Below are 25,749 nucleotides of genomic sequence, written 5' to 3'. Positions count from 1 at the left end.
TGATAAACTGATCCTAACCTTCTAAGTAAGCTTACATATTTTGCTCTGCTTTTATCAGTAAATTGCCTGTTAGTAAAGAAAGTCCTTCCGTCGTGTGGCTGATTTCCTGGATTGATTCCACGATTTTATCTAAATCACGCTTGTTGCGGCCAAACATGTCGAGGTAGTTTTCCATTTCTGTTTTAACTGTGAACAACCCTCTTTTTACTTCCTGCAGCTTTGTTTGAGAGTCTTTATTCGATTGGGTGATATCCTCCATTTGGGAAACGAGCTTGGTAATGCTGGCGTTATTTTTGCCAATCAGTGTGTTGATGCTGTTGCTCATCTCTTTTGAGTTTTCAGCAAGCTTTCGCACCTCGCTTGCCACGACCGAAAATCCTTTTCCATGTTCGCCGGCACGCGCTGCTTCAATCGAAGCATTGAGAGCTAAAAGATTGGTCTGGTCTGCGATCGCTTCGATTCCCTGCGTCATCCGGATAATTTCCTCAGACGTTTCTTTTAAGTCCTGTATGCCGGAAAGAGAAGTATTTACTTTATCAGTCGATTGAATAAATTGCACTTCCATTTTTTCCATCTGTTCTTCATTTTGAATGGTCAGACCGACAAGGTTTTTGCTTGTTTTTTCGGTTTGTCCCGTTTCTTCAAGAATCTGTGCCGCTCTTGAGCTGGTGTCTGAAATAGCCGCTTCAGTCTGCTCAACAGAAGCTGCCACTTCCTGACTGACCGACACAATCTCCTGCTGAAGATTAAGCCGTAAATCATTTGCTTCATTAATTTCCTGGAGCCTGGCATCCATGTACTGGTTAATCACAATCTGCGAGTCCAGATTCATCGCATGTGAAACGGCCTGTATAGCCTGCGATAACATCTCTGGCTGCTGCTGATAATGCTCAACAATCTTCGGAATGATCAGGGTGTTAAAAGCAGAGTAAGAAGCAATAAACCAGGTAACAGGAACAAAATTCCGGTTATGTGTACTGCCCATCCGCTTGCGCATTTGAAGAAAATCCTCATCCATCTTTCCGGTCAGAAGACTGCCAAAATAATCACTGAATACTTTTTTCAGCCGTTCCCGTGTAGATTGATTTTGAGCAATTTTAGCCATTTCAGGACTTTTCATCAAATGATCGAGAACGTTTTCGAGCACCTCATCAAGGATGTATTCCATGAGGGGAGCCATTTCTTTTAATGTATTTACCTGAGCCTGCGTATAGCCCATATAATATAATCTGTCAGACAGACTTTCATCTGCAGCTGCAGCAATGGCTGATTTTTCAGGAAATCCGATTGAGGCATGAAACAGCAGGGGATTCTTTCTTTCTTTCGTAAATGAAAACATAGGCTTCCTCCGATTTTCTTCTGATTACACGCTTGATGATTCAATAAAACAGAGCGCAGTATCACGTTATATTTCCAAAAATAGTATGCTATACGTGCTTTTATACTTAATATCGGAATATTTTTATCATTTTTAACCCTTTAGTAAAAGAAAGCGAAAAAAAGAGACCGGAATTTGCCGGTCTCTCTAAATTTGATTCAAACTAATTTGTTTTATTTATTTTAAATAAGTACGGCATCCTCAGGATTTCTGTTTAAACCAGCGGTAAAAGTCGCTGACATCTTCTTTGGGGACATCGGCTAATTGGCTGACATAAACAGGTTTTGAGCGATTGGAAAATTCGAGAGTTGCCACATTGAATTTTCGCTGAAGCCAGGAATGACGGACTTCAATTTGCTGAACACGCTCTTTCCGGGTTAAAAAGGTTTCATTTGAAAAGCCGCCTTTTCTCGTCTGAATAAAGTCACCGTGTCTTAGGTAGCTGGTGAACAGATAGTCCAGGACGCGGGAGGCAATGCCAAGTAAAAAGACAATCCCCGTTATCCAAATCCATTCACGCTGAAAGATAAACAAACCTGCCCCGACAATCAGCGTCCCGAAGTAAGGAGAAATAAGCTTTAAAAGCAGGACCTTTCTGGGCAGCCTTTTCATATTTTCTTCAATCTGATAATTCGGCAGGAGAATATTAGTTAAACGGTAAGCCTCTTTTTTGGCCATAAACGGATAAAGTGAATTGGTTTCCTGTTTTCCATCACCCATTTTCCCGGCACTTACCAGCTTTACCTCCGCCATATTCAGCATTCTTTTAATCAAAGATTGATGAATTGTAATCGCCTGAACTTTCTTTTTAGGAATGGAAAAGGATGAAGTAGAAAGCACACCTTTTTGGATGTAAATCCGCTGGTCATCTGCTGAGATCTCATAGTTTCCATATTTAATAACCGTCTGAACATAGCCGATCGCAACAGAGAGGATCATGGCAGTAATAAAGAGAGGGATCAGCATCCATAGATGGTCTGCAAAATAGAAAAAAATGTTTTCGGCGGATGATTCCAGACTGAAAAAATCATCAATTTGAAAGTAAACAGCCGCTAAAATAGGGAAAATAGCTAGAAAACTTAAGGAAGTAAATGCCGCCTTTAACGTATCTTTTTTAGTTGAGCGAAAGTAAAGCGTACGATTATAAGCTGTTTCTTCCATTTTTTCTTCTGTTTCTTCTGTTTCCGCTGTATTTTGGTGATTGACTGCCGTTAAAATCTGCTGGGCTTCGTCATTGGAAAGGACGGTAAACTTCACTGAAGCCTGTGCATCGCTTGTGCCGGTTTCAAGAGAAAGAGAGGTTAAGCCGAGCATACGGTGAAGAAAGTTGGTGCTCGTTTGATTGTTTTGTATCCGCTCAAAAGGAACCGTCCGCTGATTTTTAACAAACACGCCTTCCCGGAGAATAATCGATTGATTCGTAATCTGATAGGTTTGAACGAACCATTTCAAAACGATGTGGATCAATGTCCAGACTGCGAAAAAGATAAATGCGTATTTTGCCCATAAAATCCACCCGGAATTGGTTCCGGCTCTTAATACAAATAAAAACAATATAAAGAAAAAGGTATTTTTTATAAAAGAATACAGTTCAAATAACAGCCATGCTGGATGATATCGTTTCGGCTGAGTCATCATTCCTCTTCTTCCCTTTCTGAATCAGTGTCTTTCACCTTAGCAAAAACGGCGATCTGAGAGCGAAGCGCAAGAGCTTCATCCTTGTAAATGGCCGGTATCGTGTGACTGGATGTGGTCGTTCCGATTTTCACATTGTACAGATCATGCCTGCGTAAAAAAGGTCCCTGATCAGTCGTCACATACTCTACCTTCTCCATCGGAATGAGCGTGTGATACTGATTGAATCGGCCATGCTTTAACTGAACGAACTCCTCATCAATTTCATAGCGCCAGGATTTTTGAAGAAAGGATGGTTCGATAAAAATAGAGAAAATAGCTGAAACGACCATTAATCCTACTAAGATGTAAAGGGCTGTATCGATCCACCCTGCCCATTGGTAGACACTGCTGAGATAAAGAAGAACGCCTAAAATGATCAGGACGGCTGTGTGCCCTATGGTATTGGTCATCTGCCAGATTCTAATGATTTTTGAAGAAATTTTACGTGATGGTTCTGTTATATGTAAGTACATTTTTAATTCACCTCTAGTATGATGTACGGTTCAAAAGGAAAAATGTTTCAGAATTGTTAATCCTGTTAGTCCCTTATTTTAGAGAAAATTAAGAAGGGAAGTATGATACAATTAATGGAAAACATAACTGGTTGAGTCTTTCATCAAAAAATCGGGGAGGAAGCTGAATGGAGAGTCCGAAGAACGACCTGTTTCAAGAAGGATATAAGAAAGGTTTTTCTTTTGATCGTGCGTTTCAGGAAGAATTTACGCGTCAATTCATTCCTTTAACGCAAGAAACGGAGCCGGGGTTTTATCCCTTGCGTTCAGCTGCAGGCAGCTACGAAATGATCATTCCGGAAGAAACGATTATTGACAGCATGAGCTATACGCTTGCACCGAGTAAAGATTTTGAATCCTATTTATGCTATATCAATCGCGGCGATACGGGAACGGTTCATCTCAGGATTGCTTTTTTTGCAGCAAACGATCCCCGATTTGTTCCCGACTATCTTGCTATTACGCAATCTCATGCAGGCGAAAAACTGGCATTTGATAAAGTTGCGCTTGAGACAAAGGATGTATATATGGCAAGGGGGGCCGACCAGCGATCAGGTGACCTTGTAAGAACTGGATACATAGGATACGTTCAGCATACAGCTGGCAGAGGCGGAATGCAGTTTTATTATGATTTTTTCAGCAGCCCTTTGACAGAAACCCTGCATGAGGAGTTAAAAACGCGGGAAAAAGCGACGTGTCAGCACATTATGCATTCTGTCGTATTTCATTCCCAGGGCGGTGCCGCAAATGGGTCCTGAAGTGTTGTCTACTGATGGCCTGAGACTTCGTGTGCTGGAAACAGAATATGAGAATCTTCCAAAGCCCCTTTTTAAAGAAAAATTGCAGCAAATATACTATGAAGAAACCCAAACTCCTCTTGAAGCAGAAATTGGAATCCTATGGTCGTCAGAAGTGGAAGCGCTTAAACCGGATACTTCAGGCTATAACGGTACTGCCGTTCATTTTACCTCTCCGCAAATGAACCTGAATCAGCTATATATTATTTCACAGGGAACAATTGATTCAGAAGACTGGTATTACAACATCAGCTCGCTTTTTGGAGGCGGACAGGCGTACCAGGCTGTCAGTGCCCAGATCTTCATGAACCATGCTGTACGTTATTTTTGCGAGAAGTCAGGGGACATTCCGGCAGTGATAGGTCTCGCACACTCCCTCGCCCATAACAATAATGCAGCTGCTCATTTAATCAGCAATGGATTTTATAAGCTCTATAGTGTAAATGGAGCACAGCCGAGCGTCTATCAGCTGGCGATTACGGACCGGAATTTCAGAAGCGGATTAATTGAGGCGTTTCCAGAAATTCTCAAAGACCCAGCCGCTCTTTACACACTTCCTCCAGGTGAATTAACCTTGTTTGCCCAATCCTATTATGAAGAAAAAACGGAAGGAATAGACCAGCTCATATCAGAGGATGACCCTGTGTATGCAATCAGCAGCATCAGGGGATTCTTTACCACAGGAAACGTTCGCATGATGGATACCAATCCCGGAACAAGCGGCCTTCGTGCCATGGCAGAAAAAGTACCGGACAGCTTTGTCTCAAGGCTGCAGCTTCTTGCGCAGGAATACGGCGCTGCATTCAGGGAAGGAGACTTCGTGAAAGGAATAGAAGCACTAACAGGAATTAATATTGCATTATTCTCGGGTGTCCGTCATTTGCATGATGTGGTGAAAATTTATTTTACTCAATCGTCTCAAATCGATGAAATGATCCACAAGATGAACGAACGAATTCCTCCGATATTTCAATTAATCACATCCGTTACACAAAAAAGAGAGAGGATCTGGCAGGCATTCTTTTCTCATTACTTTATTACCGAGGAGCAAAAAAAGCTGCTTATCCTTGAAACAGAAAGATTTGAGGAAAATAACCAGAAGGCAATCGAAATAATTGGGAAATTGCATGCCAGAAGAGACCTAAGCACCTATCCCGTTCTGCCTGCTCAAAAAAGAGCACGCTGGATTCCCGTGACAGATCTATACTTCGGGATACGCTTATATTTTCTGGTTAAAAGAATGAGAACCAATCTGGAAAAAATGGTTAAAACGCTTACGCCTGTTTATTTAGACATTCTGCAAAGTCACACGATTGAGGAAATGCTCGTGGCGCTTGAAAAGGAAAAGCTTTTGTAAAGTGCCTGGGACAAGGTTTCTCAGGCGTCTTTTCTGGTTCACTGCGCTTCAAGTGGACGCTTTATGCTTCGCCCAACTCATTCTAAACTATGTCCCAACCTCTTTTTTCAATTTTTCTCTTTTCCTCCATGCGTATAGAGGACACTGTCTACAGGGAAAGCTTGTGAAATACACAACCCAAGATCGTTTCATTCAGCCGGTTATAATGATCTGAAAAAGGGTAAGGGAAAATAGCAGCTATACTACAGGAATGAGGGTGGAAATATGAACCGTGGAATTATTACAGCAATTTCCGCAATCGGAATTGCACAAGGTTTAAAAGTATTTACAAACAAAAAATTAACCGGAAAATGGGACTGGAAGCCACTTTTACAAACAGGAGGCATGCCGAGCTCCCATTCAGCAGGCGTAGCCTCTTTGGCAGCATACGTAGCGGCGAATCGCGGAACCAGACATATTGAAACCGCGATTGCTGTCGTATTCGGATCGATCGTAATGTACGATGCGCAGGGCGTCAGACGGCACACAGGAGAAATCGCGCGTCTGGTAAATGAACTTGAGGACCATTTTGAAGTGATCTCCGGCGACTATCCTAGTCTGGAATACACAAAACGTGAAAAGGATCTGAAGGAATTGCTCGGTCACCAGCCGATCGAAGTAGTAGGCGGTGCATTGTTTGGCATTCTTTACGGAATTGCAATCGCAAAATTCGAAGATCGAACGCTCGGCAAAATAGAAGAAGCCTTTGAAAAATAGATGGCCGACTACATAACCACAAAGCGGGAGCCTGGGACCAATATGTCTCAGGCTTTTTGGACGGATCGCTGCGCTTCTTTCGCTCATCTTTTCTCTCCAGCTAAGCTGTAAATAACCGGATCACGTTCAGTTGTGCCTTTTTTATTCCTGCGTACGAATCAATCATTCCATAAAGAATTGCCGTGAGGATGGAGGAAAGTACCAGCCAATGAAGCACGTTTAACAATTCGATGCTTGATTGACCCAGCTGATCCTGCATATAGGAGATAAATGCTGGATTAAAGAGGGCAGGCCGGCTTACGATAACCCCAAAAGAGGCAATGAACATGCCATTACGGATCAAATTAATGGATGCGAGGTGCCGTGTCCAATGTCCAATCACCCATTTATAAATGGCTAAAGCTACTTCTGTGGCAATCAATAAAATGATAAGTGGCCAAAAAGACAATAAAACGTCCTCGTTAAAAATAGGTATAGTGCTCTCAAAGCCACCTGCGCCGTTCCGTTCAAATACTGCAATGAGGTGAGAAGCATTAAAATACAGCCCCGCCAATACAGCAGTCCAGATTAATTTACCGATAATTTTTGATTTAGTGATCCTCTTCTTATTGGGAAGGGAGTAAACATCCTTTAAGTCGTCAGGACTCCAACGTGAACCAGAACCTGGCTGGGAAGAGTGATCCCTGATCCCAGCTGATTTTTCAATAAAAGCAAAAACAATTGTAACCCAAAAGAACAGCTGAGCTCCGACAACAAATGACTGTCCGACCACATTAAATGAAGTTTGAAGCAAAAGAGAAACAGGATTTATCCCCCCTGAAAACGACGTAAGAGAGAAAATGATTTGGGTCACGAGAACAACGGTTAATGTCATCATCAGTGAAAGCTTTAAAATAGATAGATAGTGCCCATAATAAGCCGGACCAATCAAAAATTTTGGTCTTCCGGTATAATTGTGGGCAAGTTTTGCGGGATCCCCGAGCTTTGATAGCTGCTTTTTAATCTCTTCCTCCGTCGAATCTTCCGAAAGCATATCCTGAATGGACGAATGCAGCTCCAATGCAATATCATCTCTGATCTTAAGAGGCAGCAGCCGGGTCACTTCATAGACATACAGGTCAATAAGATTCATTTCCTCTATCTCCTTCCAATAATTTCTGAAGCTCTAAAGAAGTTTTTTGCCATTCAGCTTTTAGCTGAGCGGACACTTGTTTTCCATAGCTGCTGAGCACATAATATTTCCTTGGCCGACTCTCGCTTGTATCCCAGGAACTCGTGACTAATTTTTGCTTTTCAAGGCGGCGAAGCAAAGGGTAAAGTGTACTTTGATCAATTGAGATCCCTGATTTCTCTAATCGCTGCACAAGTGAATACCCATATCTAGGGATTTCCAGCTGACTTAAAACCGCTAGTGTCAGCGTTCCTCGCCGCAATTCCGTGGCAAGAGAGGCAAATATTTCACTCATTCCATCACCTCTTTTCCTATAGTGTATGTCGTACACTATTAAGATATTCTCAATAATTTATTCAAGTGATAAAAAGAAGGGGATTGGGTGAAGCATCTCAATAATCTCAGGGCTTCATTTTATAGCCCGTAATGTAATTTGTTTTTCCCCATCACATCTTCGCATTTTCAGCACAAAAAACAGGATGCAAAATAATCGCATCCTGTTGGTAGTAGCTCGGTGTTGCATTATATCAAATCTTTCTTTAGATAATAGTGCTCATGGTCACGGCCGACATTTTTCAGCGTTCCGAAGACTTCGTACCCTAATTTTTCATAGAATTCACGAGCTTGAAAGCTGAGTGTGTCTACTTTAATGAAATCACAGCTTTTGGCTCGTGCGATTTTTTCTGCTTCTTTCATTAATTTGGAACCGTAGCCGGATTGACGTATTTCTTCATCCAAAATCAAAACATGAATTTCAAGCCAGTTCCAGCAGATCTCGCCTAAAAGTCCTCCGTGAACCTCGTTTTGTGCATCCTTAACAAAAAGTGAAACTTCCTCATAGCGGGCCCCAAGATCCTTTGGAAACCGGGCAAGATTATATTCATACAGCCACTTATTCACCTGGTCTTGTCCGCTTTGATTTTTTTCTCGTGTAATCTGCAAGTTCATGAGTTTTTCTCCTTTAATTCACATCGCCTAGGTAAATAGGCAAAGCTTTATTTTTTGTATAAGATGCGATTTGTTCTTTAAGAGTTTTGGGATAAATACGGTAAGAATCCATTTCAGATAAAGCTACCCACTCTATGCCTATTTGATTTGAGTCAGGGGACAGGGGCGTGGGAGAGCAGTTTTCATCCTTCAAATGGCAAATGAAATATACCTCTACCTGATGAACCTGGGAATCGAAGGCGGAATGTTCATGATTTTTGCCGATATACTCCCGGATAAACAGTACTTCGCCGATTTCGATTTCGAATCCTGTTTCTTCCATACATTCTCTTTTTAACGTTTCGTGAAAGGTTTCTCCGTGTTCCTGTCCACCGCCGGGTGAAAGATAAAAGTCACCTTCTTCATCCCTATTTTTCGTGAGTAAGACGCGTTGATTGGATAAAATAATTGCTTTAATTGAACTTCTAATCATGGGAACCCTCCATACTATTTGTAAGCGCTGTTATTTATTTTAAGTCTGAATAGTAGAAGGCACAAGTCTATTTGTAATATTTTAGTAATCAAATAAATAACCTGGGTTAATATGCCGTTAATCTTGATATTTTATAATGAATTTGAAGGAAAGAAGAGATCAATTCAATGGGATGTGAGGATGATGACGTTGCTGCATACAGTTGAAGAACAAAATTCAGACGCACAGGTCCGGCAAAAAGAACAGAAAAAATCAATTAGACAAATCACAGATGGTCTCCGGGATAAGGGAATAAACGCAAAGCTATGTAAAAGAGTTCAAGCTGTCAGCCAGTTTCAGGCGTGACAGCTTTTTGGTGTGAAGCGATATAGCTGGATAATCTGTTTCGGTCTTCGGGAAATGAGAGATCAAGTGTTTGAAACTGGGCAGCATCCTTCCACTCAATATCATAAATTAAACCATCCGGATCCTGAATGGTTTTTTTGCCGCCGGTGATGCGCACAAGAAAATAGTGAACCTCCAGCCGCAATCCGGATTCCAATAGTTCCTTTTTTGTAAATGCGGGTTTAACGATTTCTGCGGTATATCCTGTTTCTTCCTCGACTTCTCTGATACAGCATTCTTCAAAGGTTTCGCCGGCTTCTCTCCCGCCAGAAGGAACAGACCACTTCTTCTTTTCTTCCTTTGTTCCCTGCAGAACCATCAGCAATTCGCCTTTTTCATTTACACAAACCCCAGCTGCACCGTAATAGTCCGCATGTGAGTTCATTCCTCTTCCTCTCTTTCAGGCATATAAGGACAATGAATGAGCAGATAGGCAGCGATCAAGAGACCGAATGACGCAATCAAACCTCCTGCTACTAAAAAGCTTGTTATGTAGCCATTGATTTCAATATCAGATGGAAAATCGCCAATACGTATCCCCCAGGGAGTACTCGCAAAAATAAGAATAAATCCTGAAAGTATACAGATGGCGGAAATGGTGACAAGCCGTTCAAACTGGATACGCAGCATAACAAATGAGCCCCCTTTAAACGTTGAATTTTCTTTCATTATAGCATTTTTTTCCAAGATAATTCGATGAAAAAAGGAATCGACTAAAGAATGAAGGAATTGGCGGCCGGGAGTGGAAGTAGTAGAGGAGATCAGGGGATTTTGTTATGCTTAACCACAAAAATAAAAGAGGTGTTCTATATGAAGAAGATCGCATTAGTAACCGGAGCCAATTCCGGCATGGGGCTCGCAACAACCGTGGAGCTCGCAAAGCAGGGAATGCATGTTGTAATGCTGTGCAGAAATACAAGAAGAGGAAAAGTAGCCTGGATTTCAGCAAAAGAGCAAAGCCGGTCACAGGAAATCACACTCATGCAGGGTGATTTAGGTTCTTTGGAAAGCATTCGCGAGTTTGCAGAAGCATTTAAAGAAAAATTTGATCATCTAGATGTTCTTGTTAATAATGCCGGTGTGGTTTCACTTAAAAGACAGCTGACAGATGACGGATTTGAATCTCAGCTTGGCATCAATCATCTTGGTCATTTTCTTCTGACAAATCTGCTTTTGGAGGAACTGAAAAAAGCAGAGGCTGCCCGTATCGTTGTCGTAAGCTCTGGTGCTCATAAATGGGGGAAAATTGATTTTGATGATCCTCATTTTGAAAAGGGATACAATGTGGCAAAAGGGTATGGACGCTCAAAGCTTGCCAATGTTCTTTTCACAAAAGCATTGGCAAAACGTCTGGAAGGCACCAAGGTTACTGTGAACGCTGTACACCCTGGTGCGGTCGCGACCAATCTTGGCGTTGATCGGAAAACGGAGTTTGGCAAAACGGTTACCCGCGTTCTGAAGCCGTTTTTCCAAACAGCAGAGGAAGGGGCAAAAACGGCGCTGCATCTTGCTACAAGTGAGGACGTGGCAGGCAAATCAGGCCGTTATTATTACAAAATGAAAGAAGTGGACGTGTCAGAAGAAGCGAATAATGAATGGCTGGCAGAAGAGCTGTGGGGCTGGAGTGAAGAGCGGGTAGGACTTTAAACAAGAGAAAGATGGGGGACCCTGGAAATGAATGCGAAATTACTTGATTTTCCCGATCAATTTGAAACAGACCGATTAATCATCCGTTCTGCAAAACCGGGTGACGGTGTTAAGGTTTGGGGATCAGTGAACGCTTCGAGGCAGGAGCTGAAGCCTTGGCTTCCTTTTGCTTCGCATGAGGCGACAGTGGAAGAAACGGAGATTAATATAAGAGAGTCCTATATAAATTTTTTAGCGAGAGAGGACTTACGGCTTCTCGTGTTTTTAAAGGAGACAGGTGAATTTGTAGCTTCTTCCGGTCTCCACCGGATTAACTGGGACGTCCGTAAATTTGAAATAGGCTATTGGATTGACAGCCGAATGAGCGGGCGAGGCTATATGACAGAAGCAGTAGAGGGAATTGCACGCTTCGCTTTTAACTCGCTGAATGCACAACGGGTGGAAATCAGATGTGATGCAGAAAATAGTAAAAGCAGGGCAATCCCGGAGAAACTCGGTTTTAAGCTGGAAGGCATCTTGCAAAATAATGATATAAATCCTGTGACAAAAAAACTGATTGATACATGTGTATATGCCAAAGTTAGGCAGGCTGCGGACTGATGCAGACAGTTTATGTGGTATCAGGGCCGGCGGGGGCGGGCAAATCCACGATTTCAAAAGCACTTGCCCAGACCCTTGCAAGCAGCGCCCGTATCGAAGGTGATGTAGTGAATCATATGGTTGCCGGTGGATATCAGCCTCCTTGGAAAAGCGAGCGTCTGCTCGAGCTGACCTGGAAAAACATCGCTGACCTTTCACGTAATTTTGTACGCTCCGGGATGGATGTCGTAATTGATTATGTGGCCTTTCCGCAAGAGATAATTCGACTAAAACAAAGACTGAGAGAACAAGCAGAATGCAAAATAAAATATATTGTGCTGCAGGTGAAAGAGGAGGAACTGGTCAGAAGAGATCGTCTCCGTCCTGCATCCCAGCAAATGGGTCATCGTTCAATAGAATTGGCCCGTCAATTTGATGAAAATGGAATCAATCAAAAATTTATTCTGGATACAACCGAAATGTCCGAGGGTCAAGTAGATGAGATTTGTCATGAAATCCTTACAAATGATCGCTATACAATAGAAGATTAACCGTAGAAATGAGCTTTTTTTGCATGAGCAGGCTGCAAAAAAAGCTTATTTATTTTGTAAAAAAAGGAAAATAAAATAAATAAAATAAACGAAAAAAACTTAAAATTCTGTGATTAGGTTGCAGGATTTCCTTCATAAAGGTACAATTGAACTAAGTTTTCAGAATTGTTGCGGATTTGGGGGCTCAGAAATGCAGGAAATACTGCAAAAATTGGAGGAATCATATCCTTATTTAAGCGCAGGTCAAAAGAAGGTGGCACAGTTATTTTTTGAAGAACCCAGTGTGATTGCTTTTTCATCTGCTCTTGAAGCAGGAAAGCACGTCAATGTAAGCGAATCAACGGTAATCCGTTTGACGCAAAAGATTGGGTATAAGGGGTACACAGAAGCACAGCATATGATCCAGCGGAAATTGGCAGAGGAGAGATGGCGGAAGATTCAGCCTGAGAATAAAGAACTCAGCGAAGATCAGACGTTTCTTCACAACCTGCTGGATGCGGATATTGCCAATATTTCAAAACTTAAAGAATCGCTGAAAGAAGAAAGTCTATTAAAGGTTGTTGAACACATAAGCAATGCAAGAAAAATCTATGTGACAAGCAATTTTTTCAGTTTTGGTCTCGGACATTTATTTGTTCAGTGGCTCAATATGGCTCTTGATAACTCAGAGATGCTTATGCAGGGAGACACACAGTATTACCAGCAGCTGTCCAAAATTGGAGAGCAGGATTTAGTACTGGCTCTGGCTTTCCCCCGCTACACCAAAAACATTGTTGAAACCGTTCAAACCTCAAAACTGCACGGTGCAACAGTCGTCTCCATTACCGATCAGCCCGATTCACCTGTTGCTCCTTATTCGGACATCGTCTTAGAAGCAGCGATGAATTCAAATCTTAAAATTGACTCCTTCACAGCAGCACTTTCTCTTTTAACGTCTATCATGAGGTTTGTTTCGGTTAAAGATCATGACAAAGTAAATAAAAATGTCCAGCGAGTGGAGAAGCTTTACGAAGAAAAAGAAATTTTCTTTGACTCCCATCATGCAAATCGATTCTGAAAAAGGATAATCTGGTAAAGAAAAAGTCAATTATATAAAAGGGGAGATTACAATGAAAAAAATTACAATATTCGGTACAGCAGCTCTTTCTGCAAGCCTGGTTTTAGCAGCATGTGGAAGCGATGATTCAGAGGAAGCGTCAGGATCAGACGGTTCTGAAGAGGCCGGCAGTGAATTCAACCTGAAGGAAGAAGGACAACTCACTTTTGCATCAAGCGGATTGTATAAACCGTTCAACTACGAAGAAGGCGGCGAACTGAAGGGCTTTGATGTTGAAATTGGAAAGGCAATAGCAGAGCAAATGGGACTTGAGCCGAACCCGATTACAACTCCTTGGGAAACGATTTTACAAGGACTGACCGGCGAGCGATTTGATGCGATCATTGGAAGCATGGCGATCACAAACGAGCGTGCCGAGCAGGTCGACTTTTCTGATCCCTACTATTACTCTGGCGGAATGATTTTTGTGGCAGAAGGAAATGACGAAATCACGTCTGCAGAAGATCTAGAAGGAAAGAAAATCGGCGTAGTTGCCCAAAGTACGTATGATGAAGCGGCACAGGAGTATACAGAGGATATCCAGTATTACAACAGTGATGTTGTCGCGCTGAATGACCTTGAAATTGAGGGCCGTCTGGACGCTGTTATCACTGCAGACGTAGTAGGCTATGAAGCGATGGCTTCCGGTCTTGGCGTAAAAGATGTTGGCGAACCACTTTGGATCGAGCAGGCAGCCATTGCCGTAAATAAGGACAACCCTGAACTGCTTGAGGCCATCAACGAAGCACTTGCAGAAATCCAGGAAGATGGGACTTACGATGAAATTTCTACGAATCTATTTGATCGTAACCTTTTAGATGTGGATCTGGAAGGAATCGAAATTTTAGAATAACAAGTCCAATAGTTAGGAAGGTGCAGCCTCATGCCGGAGATTCTCGTAACATTATATGAAGTATTAAAACGCACGTATCCTGGATTTTTGGATGCAGTTGTCATCACCCTCCAGCTGACCGCAGTTGGAGTGGTGCTTGGCTGCTTGCTGGGACTGTTTTTTGCACTGCTTAAGCTGTCCAAGTCAAAGCCACTTCAGTGGATTGCCAATATTTATATTACAGTAATCAGAGGAACACCTTTAATTGTTCAGATTACATTTTTATATTTTGGAATTGTAGAATTTGTTACTCTATCAAACTTCTGGGCTGGTGCTATCGCTTTAGGGGTGCATAATGGCGCTTATATTGCAGAAATTTTCCGTGGTGCCATTCAGGGCATCGATAAAGGACAGTCAGAAGCAAGCAGCTCACTTGGAATGAGCAAAACACAGACCATGAAACGAATTGTGTTTCCGCAGGCTTTAAAGCGGTCTATTCCGCCTCTTGGCAACCAGTTTATCATCGCGCTGAAGGATTCTTCTCTGGTTTATGTAATTGGAGTAGCAGAGCTGTTCTCCATTGCAAACCGGGAAGCAGCACAGTCCTTCCAGCCTTTTGAAACGTATCTGGTTGTTGGACTTTATTATTTAGTTCTGGTTATGATCTTTTCGTTCCTGCTCCGTCTGTATGAAAATAAACTTGATGTTGATAAGGATTAAGGGGGAGGTCATACATGCTAACAGCAAAAAACATCCACAAGTCATTTGGTGAGCTAGAAGTGTTAAAGGGAATTGATCTACAGGTGGAGCCGCAGGAAGTGGTCGTACTTGTAGGCGTCAGTGGATCTGGAAAAAGCACTCTGCTCCGCTGCTTTAACTTTCTGGAAATGATTAATAGTGGTGAAATCATTATTGATGGCAAACAAATTAATGGAAAAAAAGATAACTTAAACAAAATACGGGCGGAAGTCGGAATGGTGTTCCAGCATTTTAATTTATTTCCGCATAAGACCGTACTGGAAAACATTATTGAAGCGCCTATTCAGGTAAAGAAAAAGAAAAAAGCGGATGCCATTAAGCACGCGAAGCAGCTGCTCGAAAAAGTTGGCCTCTCGGATAAAGCCGATGTATATCCAAGCAAGCTGTCAGGCGGTCAAAAACAGCGTGTAGCCATCGCCCGTTCTCTTGCGATGGAGCCAAAGGTCATGCTGTTTGATGAACCAACCTCCGCTTTAGACCCTGAGCTGGTCAGCGAAGTGCTTGCCGTTATGAAACAGCTGGCTGAAGAAGGGATGACCATGGTCGTCGTTACCCACGAAATGAGATTTGCAAAAGAAGTAGCTGACCGCATCATCATGCTGGATGAAGGGCGAATTATCGAATCCGCCGACCCGAAAACATTTTTCGAAAACCCATCTCATGACCGCACAAGGCAGTTTATTCAGCTGGTGGAGTAGAAGGGAAGATCATATAGAGTATTTGCACGAGTGTAACTTTCGTGCAGATACTCTATTTCTTATGCAATGCAGGCTGTAAGGTACGTGAAGATTTCTCAGCATCAAAGCAGTATTAAGTTTTGTAAAGCCAGCAGTTTGTGTTTTCGCAAATTAGGGTACTTGTGAAGACGGTATAAAAATGTACTTTCCAAAACGGACGCAATTTTCTCCGATTTAAATGGAAGGCTGGGAGGAACCAATGGACATCAGCAAATATAAAGTGGATGGCGATCAACAAGTTAAATTGAAAGAATTCGCCACATCAGAACATCACAGCATTGATGACAAAGAGCTTCGTGAAAAACAGATCCCTGATCGTGTGAAAAAATTAAAGGACCTGCACTGGCGGTTGCACGCTGAAGAGAAAAAAGGCATCGTGGTTGTTCTGCAGGCAATGGATGCGGCGGGGAAAGACGAGGCGATCAGTTATATTTTCTCCAATTTAAATGCACAGGGGTTAAAAACAACATCCTTTCAAAAACCATCAGACACCGAAAAGAGCCATGACTATCTTTGGCGCATTCGTGAAGGACTTCCTGCAAGAGGACAGGTCGGCATCCTGAATCGGTCTCATTATGAGGAAGTCATTGCACCAAGGGTACATGATTTGCTTGGTGATGAAGTCATTCCTGATGATACCGATAAAGAAAAAGTATGGTCACTGCGTTTTCGGCAAATAAATGATTTTGAGCAATATATGGTTGAAAACGGCTTTAAAGTCATCAAATTCTTTTTTAATATGTCAAAAGAAGAACAAAAAAACCGTCTGCTGGAACGTATGAAAGATCCCGAGAAAAATTGGGAGTTTTCGTTCCGTGATGTGGAAGAACGACAGCACTGGGACAGCTACCAGGAAATTTTTGAAGACATGCTGAACCATACCTCCACAGAAGCTGCACCGTGGTATATCCTGCCCGCAGATGATGAGTGGTATTCGCGTTACATTATCACAGAAGCAATGATTCAATGCCTGGAAAAAATAGATCCTCAGTTTCCGGAAATTTCACAGGAAAACCAGGACAAACTGGATAAATACATTAAGCAGCTGGAAGATGAGTAAATTCATTTAGTAAAACCAAGAAAGAAATAATGAATATATATTTATTAATAGTAATAGGTGAGCGGAGTGGAAGGTGGAGACTCCTGCAGGATATGACGGCAAGCTGAGCCTTTCCAGGGCAACGCCCTGGAAAGGCTCAGCGCCGTCCCTGCGGAAAGCGTCCACCTGAAGCGAAGTGAACCGGTCGTAGAGCTTAAGACACTTTTGTCTCAGGCTTTTTTTGTGCAAGCCTGCAGTCAAATGAGGATCAAGTCTCTAAAGTCTGGAACACTATACACTGAAAACCATAGTTTTTTCATGTTTTTAAAATGGATAAGATTTTCTTTCTGAAACGAAAGTGAACCGGTCGTTTTAAAAGAACCTTCTAAAAAGTGCGGAAACTTTCACATTAACTTCACAGGAAATTGGTAAAATAGCCGTATCAATGCGAAACGGGGAATTCACATGAGTGTGCGGAAAATAGCAGTGGTGGATGATGAAGAAACAATGAGAAATCTGATCAAATCGTTTCTGGTTCCAGAAGGCTATCACGTATATGAAGCAGCAAATGGACTGGATGCCTTAACCATCATACGCGCCGAACAGCCGGATTTGATTTTGGCTGACATCATGATGCCGTTCATGGACGGATATGCATTAACTGAAGAAATAAGAAAGACGTCTCAAACTCCGATTATATTCTTATCCGCTAAAGGAGAAGACGTGGATAAAGTTAAAGGGCTGCGGCTTGGAGCAGACGATTATGTGGTAAAGCCTTTTCATTCAGAGGAACTGCTGGCCAGGATTGAGACTGTGCTGCGAAGAACGGATCCTCATTTTAAAAAAGGAGAAGTTGCAAAAGCCGGCCCTGTCTCCCTGGATTTAACGAGTCACCGTGTATTTATAGAAGGAGAAGAAATCCGTCTGACGATTAAAGAATATAAGATGCTATCGTTGCTGGTCACGAATAAAAACAGTCTCGTGTCGAGGGAGTATCTAATGGAAACGGTATGGGGACTTGAATACAGTGGAACGGAACGCACAGTCGACACCCATATTAAAACGCTTCGGATGAAAATGAAGCAGCATGGAGAACGGATTAAAACGGTATGGGGATTAGGCTACAAACTTGAGGTGTGATGGTTGAAAAAAAGCAAATTAAATTTTAGCCGGAAAATTGTGCTGCTGCTTGTTGGCAGTGTGGCGCTGTCATTGGTTTTTTCCTTTGTCTTTTTGTACTTTTTATATAAGGACCTGTATTTAAACACGATTCGTGAATCCGTGGAATATCAGGGACAGCGGACAGCAGCCCATTACCATTACGGCGAGCTGAGCGAAGAAATTATCGAAAAAATTCACTGGTATAACGTCGTTTCGGAATATGAAGTGATCGTTGTGGATGAAATAGATGAGCTGAATGAATCCTTTCCGTACACAATTGGAAACGAGAATCTGGTGACAGAAGAGGACCGTGAATTGCTTCTTCAAGGTGATTCCATGATGAAAGAAGGCTATGTTGAAACGTTCGGAAGAGAAGTAATCGGTGCAATTTACCCGATAAATGACGGGGAGGAAGTCATTGGATTCATTTATATTTATGTCCCGCTCGCCGGTCTTTCCCAGGTGTTTGGAAGCAGTATACCGCTGCTTTTTGGAATCGGGATTCTGTTTTTTCTTGGAGTGGCATATTTAATAAGACGCATTCAAAAATCTCTTTTTCAGCCGCTGGTTTCCATACAGGACTTGTCAAAAGAAGTATCAAAGGGGAACTACGAAAACCGTATTGAGATCAGGCAGATGGACGAGATCGGGCAGATGGCTACCGCCTTCAATGAAATGAGTGAAGCACTTGAGCATCAGGAGGAACGGAAAAAAGAATTTCTGTCCAATGTGGTCCACGAGCTTCGAACGCCTTTAACGTATATTAATGGCTACACGGAAGTGCTGAAAAATGAACTGTACGCTTCTGCGGAAGAAGAAAAGCAGTATCTTGAAACGATTGAACAGGAGGTGGGGAGGCTTAAAAAGCTTCTTTCTGATTTAGTGGATTTAAATCATTTGCAGGATGATTTATTTCACTTTGACCATGAACCCATTGCTCTTGGCGGACTACTGTATGAAACGGCCGACCTGTTTAAGATCCTTGCCGCAAAAAAAGAGATTGAGATGACGTTTGATGTGGACGAAGAGCTGATTATTTTAAACGATGCCAAACGAATCCAGCAGATTTTCTATAACCTGCTGGATAATGCGGTGAAATATTCTCATCCCAAATCTATTATTTTTCTGAATTTGCACCAGGAGGAAAATGACTTCGTGTTTGAAGTGGCTAATAGGGGAGATACACTCTCAAAAGAGGAGCAGGATCGAATGGGAGAACGCTTTTACCGGACGGACCGCGCACGAAATCGGGGCACAGGTGGAACAGGGTTGGGTTTGTCGATTGTAAAAGAAATCGTACGTATCCAGAGTGGCGAATTTACTGTTAAGAGTAAAGATAACGGGCTAATCAACGTGGCAGTCAGGCTGCCTGCTCAAAAGGAGGCACAACAGGAATGAAAAAAAGACTGGCTGGGATGGTCTTAATCGTGCTGCTTAGCGGCTGTTCTCCTTTTCAGGAAAAGGGTCCGACTGTCAGTCCATTCACTTTTGTGAATCAGCACGGAGAATCCTTTGGATTTGATGAATTGGAAGGAAAGGTATGGATTGCAGATTTTATCTTTACAAATTGTGAGACCGTCTGCCCTCCTATGACCTCCACGCTGAGTGATCTGCAGGAGACGCTAAAAGAAGAGGGGCTCGAAGCAGAATTCGTTTCTTTCAGCGTGGATCCGGAAGTGGATTCACCAGAGCGCCTCAAAGGATATTTGTCTGCTTTCACAGAGGAGGATGCCAACTGGAATCTGCTTACAGGCTACACACAGGAACAGATCGAGAAGTTTGCGCTCGATGAATTCCAAACGCTGGTAAGCAAGCCGGATGAAACAGATCAGGTCCTTCATGGTGTGAATTTTTATGTGGTTGATCCTGAAGGTGTCATCGTGGAAGAACTCAGCTTTACAGATTCGAATGTAACGGAAAAAATTGTGAAGGAAGTTAAAAGGCATCAATAATTTAAGAATACTTTCACAAAAGGATGCATATGTGAAGGTATTCTTCCTTTGTTTGTTCATATACATGCCACAAATAAGTGGAAAAATCATTTTTGTGTGTTTTCTTCATAGTTATTTCACATTCTTTTTGTATGGTAGAAAAGAACAAAGGGGTACTTGCAAAATTGAATAATCCCATACAAGAAAGTGAACGATGATAGAAGAACATTAGAATGGAGAAAAAACATGAAAGAGTTAACACAGGAATACACCACTTCACCCTCACCTAAAAAAAGCAAAGCTTCCTGGTATCAGGCAGTTTGGCGCTGGCATTTTTATGCAGGTCTTTTTGCGGCTCCTTTTTTACTAATCCTTGCTTTCAGCGGGGGCGTATATCTTTTTAAACCCCAGATTGAGGGCATGCTGTATCAGGAACAATTTACTGTAAACGAAATGGGTTCTCAGGTGCTGGCCCCGGCAAGCATAACAGCAGCTGTGCAGGAAAGGTACCCTGACGCTGCTATTTCAGCCTATAAGGTGTATGAAGAAGCAGATCGAACGGTTGAAGTAGGGGTAGTGGATAACGGTGTCGCAAAATCAGTATATGTTAACCCGTATAATGGTGATGTACAGGGCGAACTGATTGCGAGCGAAAAATTCACGGAGATTTTTAAAAAACTTCATAGTGAATTAATCGTAGGAGGAACCTTTGCCAACCGGTTAGTTGAGCTTGCTGCGTGCTGGACCATTATTCTCCTGTTAACAGGTCTTTATCTTTGGTGGCCAAGAAAGTTAAAATCAATATGGGGAATTGTCCTGCCGCGTTTTAATGCAAGAGGAAGAACCTTTTGGCGCGATCTTCATGCAGTCCCGGCATTTTGGTTTTCCATTATGATTGTCATCCTGATTGCCACAGGGCTCCCATGGTCTGGTATTATGGGAGAGCAAATAAACAAGCTTGCTACTTCAACAAACAGCGGGTATCCTGCATTTGCTCATTCTTTTGGAGAAAAGCCGGCTTCCACCCTCCGTGCAGAAGAGGTAGCAGAAGATGTTCCGTGGGCCTCTCAAAACGATGCGGTCCCGGTGTCAGCCGTAGGAGAATACCAGACGATTTCCCTTGATGATGTATCCATGATTGCATCTATGGAAAATGTGGCCAAGCCCTATACAATCTCTATGCCTATGGGAGAAGAGGGAGTTTACACCATCGCCACTTCTCATTCGGTGCCTTGGGATAATGCCACTATTCATTTGGACCAATACAGCGGCGGTGTTTTGTCCGATGTGCGTTTTGCTGACTACGGAATAATGGCTCAGGGAATCACAGCGGGGATTGCGCTGCATGAAGGCAGACTCTTCGGCTGGCTGAATCAGGCACTTGGCTTACTTACATGTTTGGCCATTATCGGTATTGTCATCAGCTCCTTTGTCATGTGGAGAAAAAGAAAGCCTGATGGATTGGGTGCGCCTAAAAAGCCGATAAGTAAAAAAGCATCGCGCACGGTCTTCATTCTCATGATCGCAGGAGGAATTTTAATGCCTCTTGTAGGCGTCTCAATTTTAGCTGTAGTACTAGTTGATTATTTAGTTGTTAAAAAAATACCGGCTGTTCATAAGTGGTTTCACGGTAAAGCAGCTTAGAATAGGAAGTGTGTAAGATGAAAAAATGGATGATCGGAACCATTGCGTGTGCAGGGTTGATCTTAACTGCATGCGGAGAAGAAAGTGAACCGCAATCCCAGGAATCAGAAGCGCCGCAGGTAGTTGAAGCGGAGATAGTAATTCCCGAAGATATTCAGGTGCAGGAAGCGTCCAAGCTGCAGGTGGAAATTTCCCAGGGCGGGGAAGCAGTCGAGGATGCAAATGAAGTCATGTTTGAAATCTGGAATGATGTGAAAGGCGAAGAAAGTGAGCAGCACGAAGCTGAACATATCGGAGAAGGGGTCTATGAAATTGACTACACCTTCGAAGAAGACAGCATTTATTCTCTACAAACCCACATCACAGCAAGAGATATGCACGTGATGCCGAAAAAACAATTTACGGTCGGTGAGGTAACAGAAGAACAAATGCAGACTGCAGAAGAAAACGCTGAAAGTCAAAAAAGCAGCCATATGGAATCGGAGGACGGAGATCACAGCGGCCACGATCACTAAAGTGCTAATCTGTCTGTTGGATGGAGAAGTAAGCAGGCTTGGACACCAAAGAGTGTTCAAGCCTATTTGACCGGTTCGCTGCGCTTCAGGCGGACGCTTTCCGCAGGGACGGCGCTGAGCCTTTCCAGGGCGTTGCCCTGTAAACTCTAAGCTTGCCGTCATATCCTGCAGGAGTCGCCACCTTCCGCTCCGTTCACCTCTTACTATATATAAATACTACCACGTTTTTTAAACATTTATGAGTTTTGTCTCAACCTCTTTAACTGTATTATTCCAGCTATCTTCCATTACTATTGCCACCTTATTTTATAAACATTAACCATTATGACGAGTGATCATGTAATGCCTAGATATCCAACAACGTCCATTATCACAAATGGCGTTGGAAAAAGGTGAAAGTATATTTTAAGTTTTAATGAAATTCTCCCTCTTTCGACTAAAGCTGAGAAAAAATATAAAACTTTTTTAAAAAAAGTGATCTAAATTAAAATCCTCTCCGTTTACTTAGTGTATTGAAAAACAGAACATACTAGAAAAGGAGAGTGACGTAAGATGAAGATGAAAAAAATCGCAGCATCCGTTTTAGGTTTATCATTATTGGTACCGGCAGTAGGACAAGCACAGGAGGGGCCAACGGTAAATGACCCGGCAGCAGATTTACGGGCAGATTTGGATTACTTGCTTTCCGAGCACTTTGTTTTAGCAACGAACGCAATGGTAAAAGACTACATGGATGCTCCTGATGCAGAAGCTTACAATCAGGCACTCGATCAAAATGCGGCTGACATGACACCAGCAATCGCTTCAATCTATGGAGATGAAGGTGCAGCAGAATTTGAACGAATTTTCAGAGGCCACAATGATTACACTGCAGACATCGTAGCCGCAGCACAATCCGGGGACGAAGAAGCCCGCGCAGCTGCTGAAGATGAAGTAGAAGAATTTGTCGTTGAATTCTCAACATTCCTCGACACAGCAACAGAAGGAAATCTTCCACAGGAAGCAGCTGAAGAAGTCCTTCGCACACATGAGATGGATGTTCTATCTTTCTTTGACAGCTATGTAGCGGAAGATTACGAAGCAGCTTATGGAACATTCCGTGAAGGTTATGACCGTATGTATGATATTTCAGCAGCTTTATCTGGAGCAATTACTACACAGTTCCCTGATAAATTTGGTGATTACAAAGTAGATTCAGCTACTTCTGAGCTTCGCTCAACACTTAACAATCTAGCAGCAGAGCACCATGCACTTGCTGTAATGGGACTTAAGAGCGGAGTAGATGGCGCGCCTAACTATGACTTTGTTACATGGGCTGAAGATATGCATACACAGGACTTTAAAGCAGTAATGGCTTCTGTTTATGGTGAAGAAGGAGCAGCAGCATTTGAAGATGTTTGGACTGCAAACCATATCGAAGCAGAGGGCGCATTAGTATCTGCTTATATTGCTGAAGATGAAGAAGCAATTACAGCAGCAAAAGCTCAATTTGAAACATTCTCTACTGATTTTGGTGCATTCCTTGGTTCAGCAACTGAAGAAAACCTTCCAACTGCAGACGCTCAAGCAGCTGTATGGGGACATGAAGAGTTGAAACTTGCTTCTCTTGATGAGCACATTGCAGGAGACTATGAAGCATCTGTTAACACATTCCGTGAAGGTTATGCTTACATGTATGGTGTAGGTGAATCACTTGGAAATGCGATCGTAGCACAAAACCCTGATATGTTTACAAACACTGAAATGCCGGAAGAAATGCCAAATGCCGGTATGGGCGGAAGCCAGCAGGGATCTTCTAACATGGTATGGGTAGGCGTTAGTGCAGCAGCATCAGTACTTGCAGCAGCATTCTTCTTCCTTCGCCGTAAAGAAGAACAAGCGTAAACAAAAGATCTCACGATAAAAAATGAAAAAGGCCGGCTGAAATTCAGCCGGCTTTTTTACTTGCAAACAAAATATTCTTCTAAAAAACCAGAGAAGGCTTCGAAATATAAGAGTTGCCGGAAGCCAGTGAATCTGACTTATCCGGCAGCTTAAACCATTTAGTTCTGGCGCAGCTCCACTCTTCTGATTTTCCCCGAAGTTGTTTTGGGAAGATCGCTGATAAATTCTATTTCTCTCGGATACTTGTAGGGCGCCGTCATTTCCTTTGTATGGTTTTGCAGCTCCTTGATTAAGCCCTCATGCTCGAGTGCTTCCGGGTCCTTAAGAACAACAAACGCTTTTACGATGCTGCCTCTGATTTCGTCCGGCGCTGCAACGACTGCACATTCACGCACAGCAGGATGTTTTAAAAGGGCATCCTCTACTTCAAAGGGGCCGATCGTGTAGCCTGAGCTGATGATGATGTCGTCGCTTCTTCCTTCAAACCAGAAGTAGCCGTCCTCATCACGGGTTGCCTGATCTCCGGTTAAATACCATTCACCCCTGAATGCTTTTTGGGTTCTTTCATGGTCATTCAGGTATTCCTTGAAAAGAGCAGGGCAGTCGCGGTGAACGGCAATGTCCCCGACCTCACCCGTTTTGGCCGGCTGGCCGTGCTCATCAATAATATCAACCGGGTTGCCGGGAGTCGGTTTTCCCATAGAGCCTGGTTTGATGTCCATGCTCTGCAGATTGCAGACAAGCAGTGTGTTCTCCGTTTGTCCATAGCCGTCTCGCAGGTGGATATTAAAAGCTTCCACAAATGCCTCCATGACTGGCCTGTTCAGCGGTTCACCTGCTGAAACTGCGCTTTTTAAATGGGGAAGCTGATAAGATTTCAGATTATCTACCTTTGCCATCAATCTATATTCGGTTGGTGTACAGCATAAAACCTGGATCTTTTCGTTTTCTAAAATGGTCAGGTATGTATGGGCATCAAAGCCTCCGTTGTATACAAACGCTGTAGCACCGAGTGTGATGGTCGATAAAAATGGACTCCAAATCCATTTCTGCCAGCCGGGAGCAGCCGTTGCCCAAACAAGGTCACCTTCCTCGACACCCAGCCACTCCTTAGCAGCGGTGCGAACATGAGCGTAGCCCCAGCCATGTGTGTGAACGACTCCCTTTGGATTTCCTGTAGTACCGGAAGTATACGACAAAATAGCCGTATCATCCCGGCTTGTTTTTTCCCCTTCATAAGACGTGCTTTCCTTTGACGCAAGTTCCTCAAAGGACTGCCAGCCTTCTTCCTGTCCGCCGACAATCAGTTTTGTTTTCAAAGCGGGATAATCTCCCTGAATGGTATTCACTTCGGAAGTCGTTTTGTGAAACGCGATTATTCCTTTTGGCTCCGCATGCTCGATCCGGTACGTCAAATCTTTTTTTCGGAGCATTTCAGAGCAGGGGATGGCAATAATGCCGGCTTTTAAGCAGGCGAGATAGCTTATATAAGCTTCAGGTATACGGGGCAGAAGAATAAGAACTTTATCGCCTTTTCCAATCCCCAGCTTCTTTAAGGCAAGTGCAAACTGGTTTGTGCGCCCGATCAGTTCAGGGTACGAGACATCCCGCCGGTTTCCATCTGCATCTGTCCATTTAATCGCCATACGGGTGTCGTCCTGCGCATATTGATCTACTTCTTGTGCAATATTGTATTGTTCTGGTGCAATCAAATGTTGAAACGTCATCATCCATTCCTCCAAACGATCCCCCGTCCTCAACTGAGGCAGCAGCATCCAAGTATTTTCTTTTTCCAGCATATAACCAAATAGATATCCTTACTCTACCTACTGATTGTATCTGCTTTTAAAAATAACAGTCAAGAATGTTCATTGACTATTCTAAAAATAATGACAAATATCATTTTAGACGCATCATAAGTA

28 protein-coding genes are annotated in these 25,749 nt (G+C 42.8%); 18 read left to right on the top strand and 10 right to left on the bottom strand.

The window, feature by feature from the left end:
- Positions 1-31 precede the first annotated feature (31 nt).
- From P6709_RS10585 to P6709_RS10575, 3 genes are all read right to left on the bottom strand, one after another.
- Positions 32-1,339, bottom strand: a complete 1,308-nt coding sequence (locus tag P6709_RS10585; RefSeq protein ID WP_278240893.1) for a globin-coupled sensor protein — start codon at positions 1,337-1,339, stop codon at positions 32-34.
- A 240-nt stretch (positions 1,340-1,579) separates the two neighbouring features.
- On the bottom strand, positions 1,580-3,016 hold the full coding sequence (locus P6709_RS10580) for a PH domain-containing protein (RefSeq protein ID WP_278240892.1): 1,437 nt from the start codon (positions 3,014-3,016) through the stop codon (positions 1,580-1,582).
- On the bottom strand, positions 3,013-3,528 hold the full coding sequence (locus tag P6709_RS10575; protein ID WP_278240891.1) for a PH domain-containing protein: 516 nt from the start codon (positions 3,526-3,528) through the stop codon (positions 3,013-3,015). Before P6709_RS10575 ends, P6709_RS10580 begins: the two co-directional genes overlap by 4 nt.
- A 167-nt stretch (positions 3,529-3,695) precedes the next feature.
- On the opposite strand from P6709_RS10575, the gene P6709_RS10570 reads away from it, so the two are divergent.
- From P6709_RS10570 to P6709_RS10560, 3 genes are all read left to right on the top strand, one after another.
- Positions 3,696-4,325, top strand: a complete 630-nt coding sequence (locus P6709_RS10570; protein WP_278240890.1) for a hypothetical protein — start codon at positions 3,696-3,698, stop codon at positions 4,323-4,325.
- Entirely contained in the window at positions 4,315-5,721 is a 1,407-nt protein-coding gene (locus P6709_RS10565) for a DUF6792 domain-containing protein (protein ID WP_278240889.1), read from the top strand. The genes P6709_RS10570 and P6709_RS10565 overlap by 11 nt, the downstream gene beginning before the upstream one ends.
- A 264-nt stretch (positions 5,722-5,985) precedes the next feature.
- Positions 5,986-6,477, top strand: coding sequence for a divergent PAP2 family protein (locus P6709_RS10560; protein ID WP_278240888.1), 492 nt, complete (start codon positions 5,986-5,988; stop codon positions 6,475-6,477).
- 100 nt (positions 6,478-6,577) lie between these two features.
- Here P6709_RS10560 and P6709_RS10555 read toward each other — a convergent pair whose 3' ends face one another.
- From P6709_RS10555 to P6709_RS10540, 4 genes are all read right to left on the bottom strand, one after another.
- Complete coding sequence (locus P6709_RS10555; RefSeq protein ID WP_278240887.1) at positions 6,578-7,609, bottom strand: hypothetical protein; 1,032 nt, start codon at positions 7,607-7,609, stop codon at positions 6,578-6,580.
- Positions 7,596-7,943, bottom strand: coding sequence for a PadR family transcriptional regulator (locus tag P6709_RS10550; protein WP_278240886.1), 348 nt, complete (start codon positions 7,941-7,943; stop codon positions 7,596-7,598). Before P6709_RS10550 ends, P6709_RS10555 begins: the two co-directional genes overlap by 14 nt.
- A 227-nt stretch (positions 7,944-8,170) precedes the next feature.
- Positions 8,171-8,596, bottom strand: coding sequence for a GNAT family N-acetyltransferase (locus P6709_RS10545; RefSeq protein ID WP_278240885.1), 426 nt, complete (start codon positions 8,594-8,596; stop codon positions 8,171-8,173).
- 13 nt (positions 8,597-8,609) lie between these two features.
- Positions 8,610-9,068 carry an NUDIX domain-containing protein gene (locus P6709_RS10540; protein ID WP_278240884.1) on the bottom strand — a complete coding sequence of 153 codons (459 nt, stop codon included), beginning with the start codon at positions 9,066-9,068 and terminating at the stop codon, positions 8,610-8,612.
- Positions 9,069-9,248: 180 nt separating this feature from the next.
- On the opposite strand from P6709_RS10540, the gene P6709_RS10535 reads away from it, so the two are divergent.
- Positions 9,249-9,413, top strand: coding sequence for a hypothetical protein (locus P6709_RS10535; RefSeq protein WP_278240883.1), 165 nt, complete (start codon positions 9,249-9,251; stop codon positions 9,411-9,413).
- Here P6709_RS10535 and P6709_RS10530 read toward each other — a convergent pair.
- Both P6709_RS10530 and P6709_RS10525 read right to left on the bottom strand, forming a co-directional pair.
- Complete coding sequence (locus P6709_RS10530; RefSeq protein ID WP_278240882.1) at positions 9,394-9,837, bottom strand: NUDIX hydrolase; 444 nt, start codon at positions 9,835-9,837, stop codon at positions 9,394-9,396. The two genes, P6709_RS10535 and P6709_RS10530, sit on opposite strands and share 20 nt — an antisense overlap.
- Positions 9,834-10,082 (bottom strand): hypothetical protein, encoded by a 249-nt coding sequence (locus tag P6709_RS10525; RefSeq protein WP_278240881.1) that lies wholly within the window; start codon positions 10,080-10,082, stop codon positions 9,834-9,836. The genes P6709_RS10530 and P6709_RS10525 overlap by 4 nt, the downstream gene beginning before the upstream one ends.
- Before the next feature lie 180 nt (positions 10,083-10,262).
- Here P6709_RS10525 and P6709_RS10520 point away from each other — a divergent pair, with 180 nt between their 5' ends.
- The 14 genes from P6709_RS10520 to P6709_RS10455 all read left to right on the top strand — a co-directional run bounded on the left by P6709_RS10520 (position 10,263) and on the right by P6709_RS10455 (position 23,827).
- Positions 10,263-11,099, top strand: coding sequence for an SDR family oxidoreductase (locus tag P6709_RS10520; RefSeq protein ID WP_278240880.1), 837 nt, complete (start codon positions 10,263-10,265; stop codon positions 11,097-11,099).
- A 27-nt stretch (positions 11,100-11,126) separates the two neighbouring features.
- Positions 11,127-11,699, top strand: coding sequence for a GNAT family N-acetyltransferase (locus tag P6709_RS10515; protein WP_278240879.1), 573 nt, complete (start codon positions 11,127-11,129; stop codon positions 11,697-11,699).
- The gene (locus P6709_RS10510; RefSeq protein ID WP_278240878.1) at positions 11,699-12,229 is read left to right on the top strand and encodes an AAA family ATPase; all 531 of its coding nucleotides are present in this window, start codon (positions 11,699-11,701) and stop codon (positions 12,227-12,229) included. The genes P6709_RS10515 and P6709_RS10510 overlap by 1 nt, the downstream gene beginning before the upstream one ends.
- A 190-nt stretch (positions 12,230-12,419) precedes the next feature.
- Entirely contained in the window at positions 12,420-13,286 is an 867-nt protein-coding gene (locus P6709_RS10505) for a MurR/RpiR family transcriptional regulator (protein WP_278240877.1), read from the top strand.
- 52 nt (positions 13,287-13,338) lie between these two features.
- Complete coding sequence (locus P6709_RS10500) at positions 13,339-14,178, top strand: transporter substrate-binding domain-containing protein (RefSeq protein ID WP_278240876.1); 840 nt, start codon at positions 13,339-13,341, stop codon at positions 14,176-14,178.
- A gap of 30 nt (positions 14,179-14,208) precedes the next feature.
- Entirely contained in the window at positions 14,209-14,877 is a 669-nt protein-coding gene (locus P6709_RS10495; protein WP_278240875.1) for an amino acid ABC transporter permease, read from the top strand.
- A gap of 14 nt (positions 14,878-14,891) precedes the next feature.
- Entirely contained in the window at positions 14,892-15,614 is a 723-nt protein-coding gene (locus P6709_RS10490) for an amino acid ABC transporter ATP-binding protein (RefSeq protein WP_278240874.1), read from the top strand.
- 238 nt (positions 15,615-15,852) lie between these two features.
- Complete coding sequence (locus tag P6709_RS10485; protein WP_278240873.1) at positions 15,853-16,713, top strand: PPK2 family polyphosphate kinase; 861 nt, start codon at positions 15,853-15,855, stop codon at positions 16,711-16,713.
- A 444-nt stretch (positions 16,714-17,157) separates the two neighbouring features.
- On the top strand, positions 17,158-17,832 hold the full coding sequence (locus P6709_RS10480; RefSeq protein ID WP_278240872.1) for a response regulator transcription factor: 675 nt from the start codon (positions 17,158-17,160) through the stop codon (positions 17,830-17,832).
- A gap of 3 nt (positions 17,833-17,835) precedes the next feature.
- A complete protein-coding gene (locus P6709_RS10475) occupies positions 17,836-19,251 on the top strand; it encodes a sensor histidine kinase (RefSeq protein WP_278240871.1) in 1,416 nt (471 codons plus the stop codon).
- Positions 19,248-19,805: an SCO family protein gene (locus tag P6709_RS10470; RefSeq protein WP_278240870.1), complete on the top strand. Its 558-nt coding sequence runs from the start codon at positions 19,248-19,250 to the stop codon at positions 19,803-19,805. Before P6709_RS10475 ends, P6709_RS10470 begins: the two co-directional genes overlap by 4 nt.
- 225 nt (positions 19,806-20,030) lie before the next feature.
- Complete coding sequence (locus P6709_RS10465; protein ID WP_278240869.1) at positions 20,031-21,428, top strand: PepSY-associated TM helix domain-containing protein; 1,398 nt, start codon at positions 20,031-20,033, stop codon at positions 21,426-21,428.
- A 17-nt stretch (positions 21,429-21,445) separates the two neighbouring features.
- Entirely contained in the window at positions 21,446-21,943 is a 498-nt protein-coding gene (locus P6709_RS10460) for a FixH family protein (protein WP_278240868.1), read from the top strand.
- 552 nt (positions 21,944-22,495) lie between these two features.
- Entirely contained in the window at positions 22,496-23,827 is a 1,332-nt protein-coding gene (locus P6709_RS10455; RefSeq protein WP_278240867.1) for a copper amine oxidase, read from the top strand.
- A 158-nt stretch (positions 23,828-23,985) separates the two neighbouring features.
- Here the strand turns inward: P6709_RS10455 and mbcS are convergent, their stop codons facing one another.
- Complete coding sequence (gene mbcS, locus P6709_RS10450; RefSeq protein ID WP_278240866.1) at positions 23,986-25,554, bottom strand: acyl-CoA synthetase MbcS; 1,569 nt, start codon at positions 25,552-25,554, stop codon at positions 23,986-23,988.
- Positions 25,555-25,749: the final 195 nt, after the last annotated feature.

This window comes from Jeotgalibacillus sp. ET6 (assembly GCF_029667115.1).
Taxonomy (GTDB): Bacteria; Bacillota; Bacilli; order Bacillales; family Jeotgalibacillaceae; genus Jeotgalibacillus.
The sequence above is the reverse complement of the archived record's forward strand: the minus strand, read 5'-3'. Positions and strand labels throughout refer to the sequence as shown.

What these genes read in the sequence shown, in the direction of transcription:
- P6709_RS10465 (WP_278240869.1), top strand. Translation starts at nt 20,031, where the DNA reads ATGAAAGAGTTAACACAGGAATACACCACTTCACCCTCACCTAAAAAA.
- P6709_RS10525 (WP_278240881.1), bottom strand. Translation starts at nt 10,082, where the DNA reads ATGCTGCGTATCCAGTTTGAACGGCTTGTCACCATTTCCGCCATCTGT.
- P6709_RS10570 (WP_278240890.1), top strand. Translation starts at nt 3,696, where the DNA reads ATGGAGAGTCCGAAGAACGACCTGTTTCAAGAAGGATATAAGAAAGGT.
- P6709_RS10540 (WP_278240884.1), bottom strand. Translation starts at nt 9,068, where the DNA reads ATGATTAGAAGTTCAATTAAAGCAATTATTTTATCCAATCAACGCGTC.
- P6709_RS10520 (WP_278240880.1), top strand. Translation starts at nt 10,263, where the DNA reads ATGAAGAAGATCGCATTAGTAACCGGAGCCAATTCCGGCATGGGGCTC.
- P6709_RS10585 (WP_278240893.1), bottom strand. Translation starts at nt 1,339, where the DNA reads ATGTTTTCATTTACGAAAGAAAGAAAGAATCCCCTGCTGTTTCATGCC.
- P6709_RS10490 (WP_278240874.1), top strand. Translation starts at nt 14,892, where the DNA reads ATGCTAACAGCAAAAAACATCCACAAGTCATTTGGTGAGCTAGAAGTG.
- P6709_RS10455 (WP_278240867.1), top strand. Translation starts at nt 22,496, where the DNA reads ATGAAGATGAAAAAAATCGCAGCATCCGTTTTAGGTTTATCATTATTG.
- P6709_RS10565 (WP_278240889.1), top strand. Translation starts at nt 4,315, where the DNA reads ATGGGTCCTGAAGTGTTGTCTACTGATGGCCTGAGACTTCGTGTGCTG.
- P6709_RS10480 (WP_278240872.1), top strand. Translation starts at nt 17,158, where the DNA reads ATGAGTGTGCGGAAAATAGCAGTGGTGGATGATGAAGAAACAATGAGA.
- P6709_RS10460 (WP_278240868.1), top strand. Translation starts at nt 21,446, where the DNA reads ATGAAAAAATGGATGATCGGAACCATTGCGTGTGCAGGGTTGATCTTA.
- P6709_RS10485 (WP_278240873.1), top strand. Translation starts at nt 15,853, where the DNA reads ATGGACATCAGCAAATATAAAGTGGATGGCGATCAACAAGTTAAATTG.
- P6709_RS10545 (WP_278240885.1), bottom strand. Translation starts at nt 8,596, where the DNA reads ATGAACTTGCAGATTACACGAGAAAAAAATCAAAGCGGACAAGACCAG.
- P6709_RS10550 (WP_278240886.1), bottom strand. Translation starts at nt 7,943, where the DNA reads ATGAGTGAAATATTTGCCTCTCTTGCCACGGAATTGCGGCGAGGAACG.
- P6709_RS10470 (WP_278240870.1), top strand. Translation starts at nt 19,248, where the DNA reads ATGAAAAAAAGACTGGCTGGGATGGTCTTAATCGTGCTGCTTAGCGGC.
- P6709_RS10575 (WP_278240891.1), bottom strand. Translation starts at nt 3,528, where the DNA reads ATGTACTTACATATAACAGAACCATCACGTAAAATTTCTTCAAAAATC.
- P6709_RS10510 (WP_278240878.1), top strand. Translation starts at nt 11,699, where the DNA reads ATGCAGACAGTTTATGTGGTATCAGGGCCGGCGGGGGCGGGCAAATCC.
- P6709_RS10515 (WP_278240879.1), top strand. Translation starts at nt 11,127, where the DNA reads ATGAATGCGAAATTACTTGATTTTCCCGATCAATTTGAAACAGACCGA.
- P6709_RS10530 (WP_278240882.1), bottom strand. Translation starts at nt 9,837, where the DNA reads ATGAACTCACATGCGGACTATTACGGTGCAGCTGGGGTTTGTGTAAAT.
- P6709_RS10560 (WP_278240888.1), top strand. Translation starts at nt 5,986, where the DNA reads ATGAACCGTGGAATTATTACAGCAATTTCCGCAATCGGAATTGCACAA.
- P6709_RS10535 (WP_278240883.1), top strand. Translation starts at nt 9,249, where the DNA reads ATGATGACGTTGCTGCATACAGTTGAAGAACAAAATTCAGACGCACAG.
- P6709_RS10505 (WP_278240877.1), top strand. Translation starts at nt 12,420, where the DNA reads ATGCAGGAAATACTGCAAAAATTGGAGGAATCATATCCTTATTTAAGC.
- P6709_RS10555 (WP_278240887.1), bottom strand. Translation starts at nt 7,609, where the DNA reads ATGAATCTTATTGACCTGTATGTCTATGAAGTGACCCGGCTGCTGCCT.
- P6709_RS10580 (WP_278240892.1), bottom strand. Translation starts at nt 3,016, where the DNA reads ATGATGACTCAGCCGAAACGATATCATCCAGCATGGCTGTTATTTGAA.
- mbcS (WP_278240866.1), bottom strand. Translation starts at nt 25,554, where the DNA reads ATGACGTTTCAACATTTGATTGCACCAGAACAATACAATATTGCACAA.
- P6709_RS10500 (WP_278240876.1), top strand. Translation starts at nt 13,339, where the DNA reads ATGAAAAAAATTACAATATTCGGTACAGCAGCTCTTTCTGCAAGCCTG.
- P6709_RS10495 (WP_278240875.1), top strand. Translation starts at nt 14,209, where the DNA reads ATGCCGGAGATTCTCGTAACATTATATGAAGTATTAAAACGCACGTAT.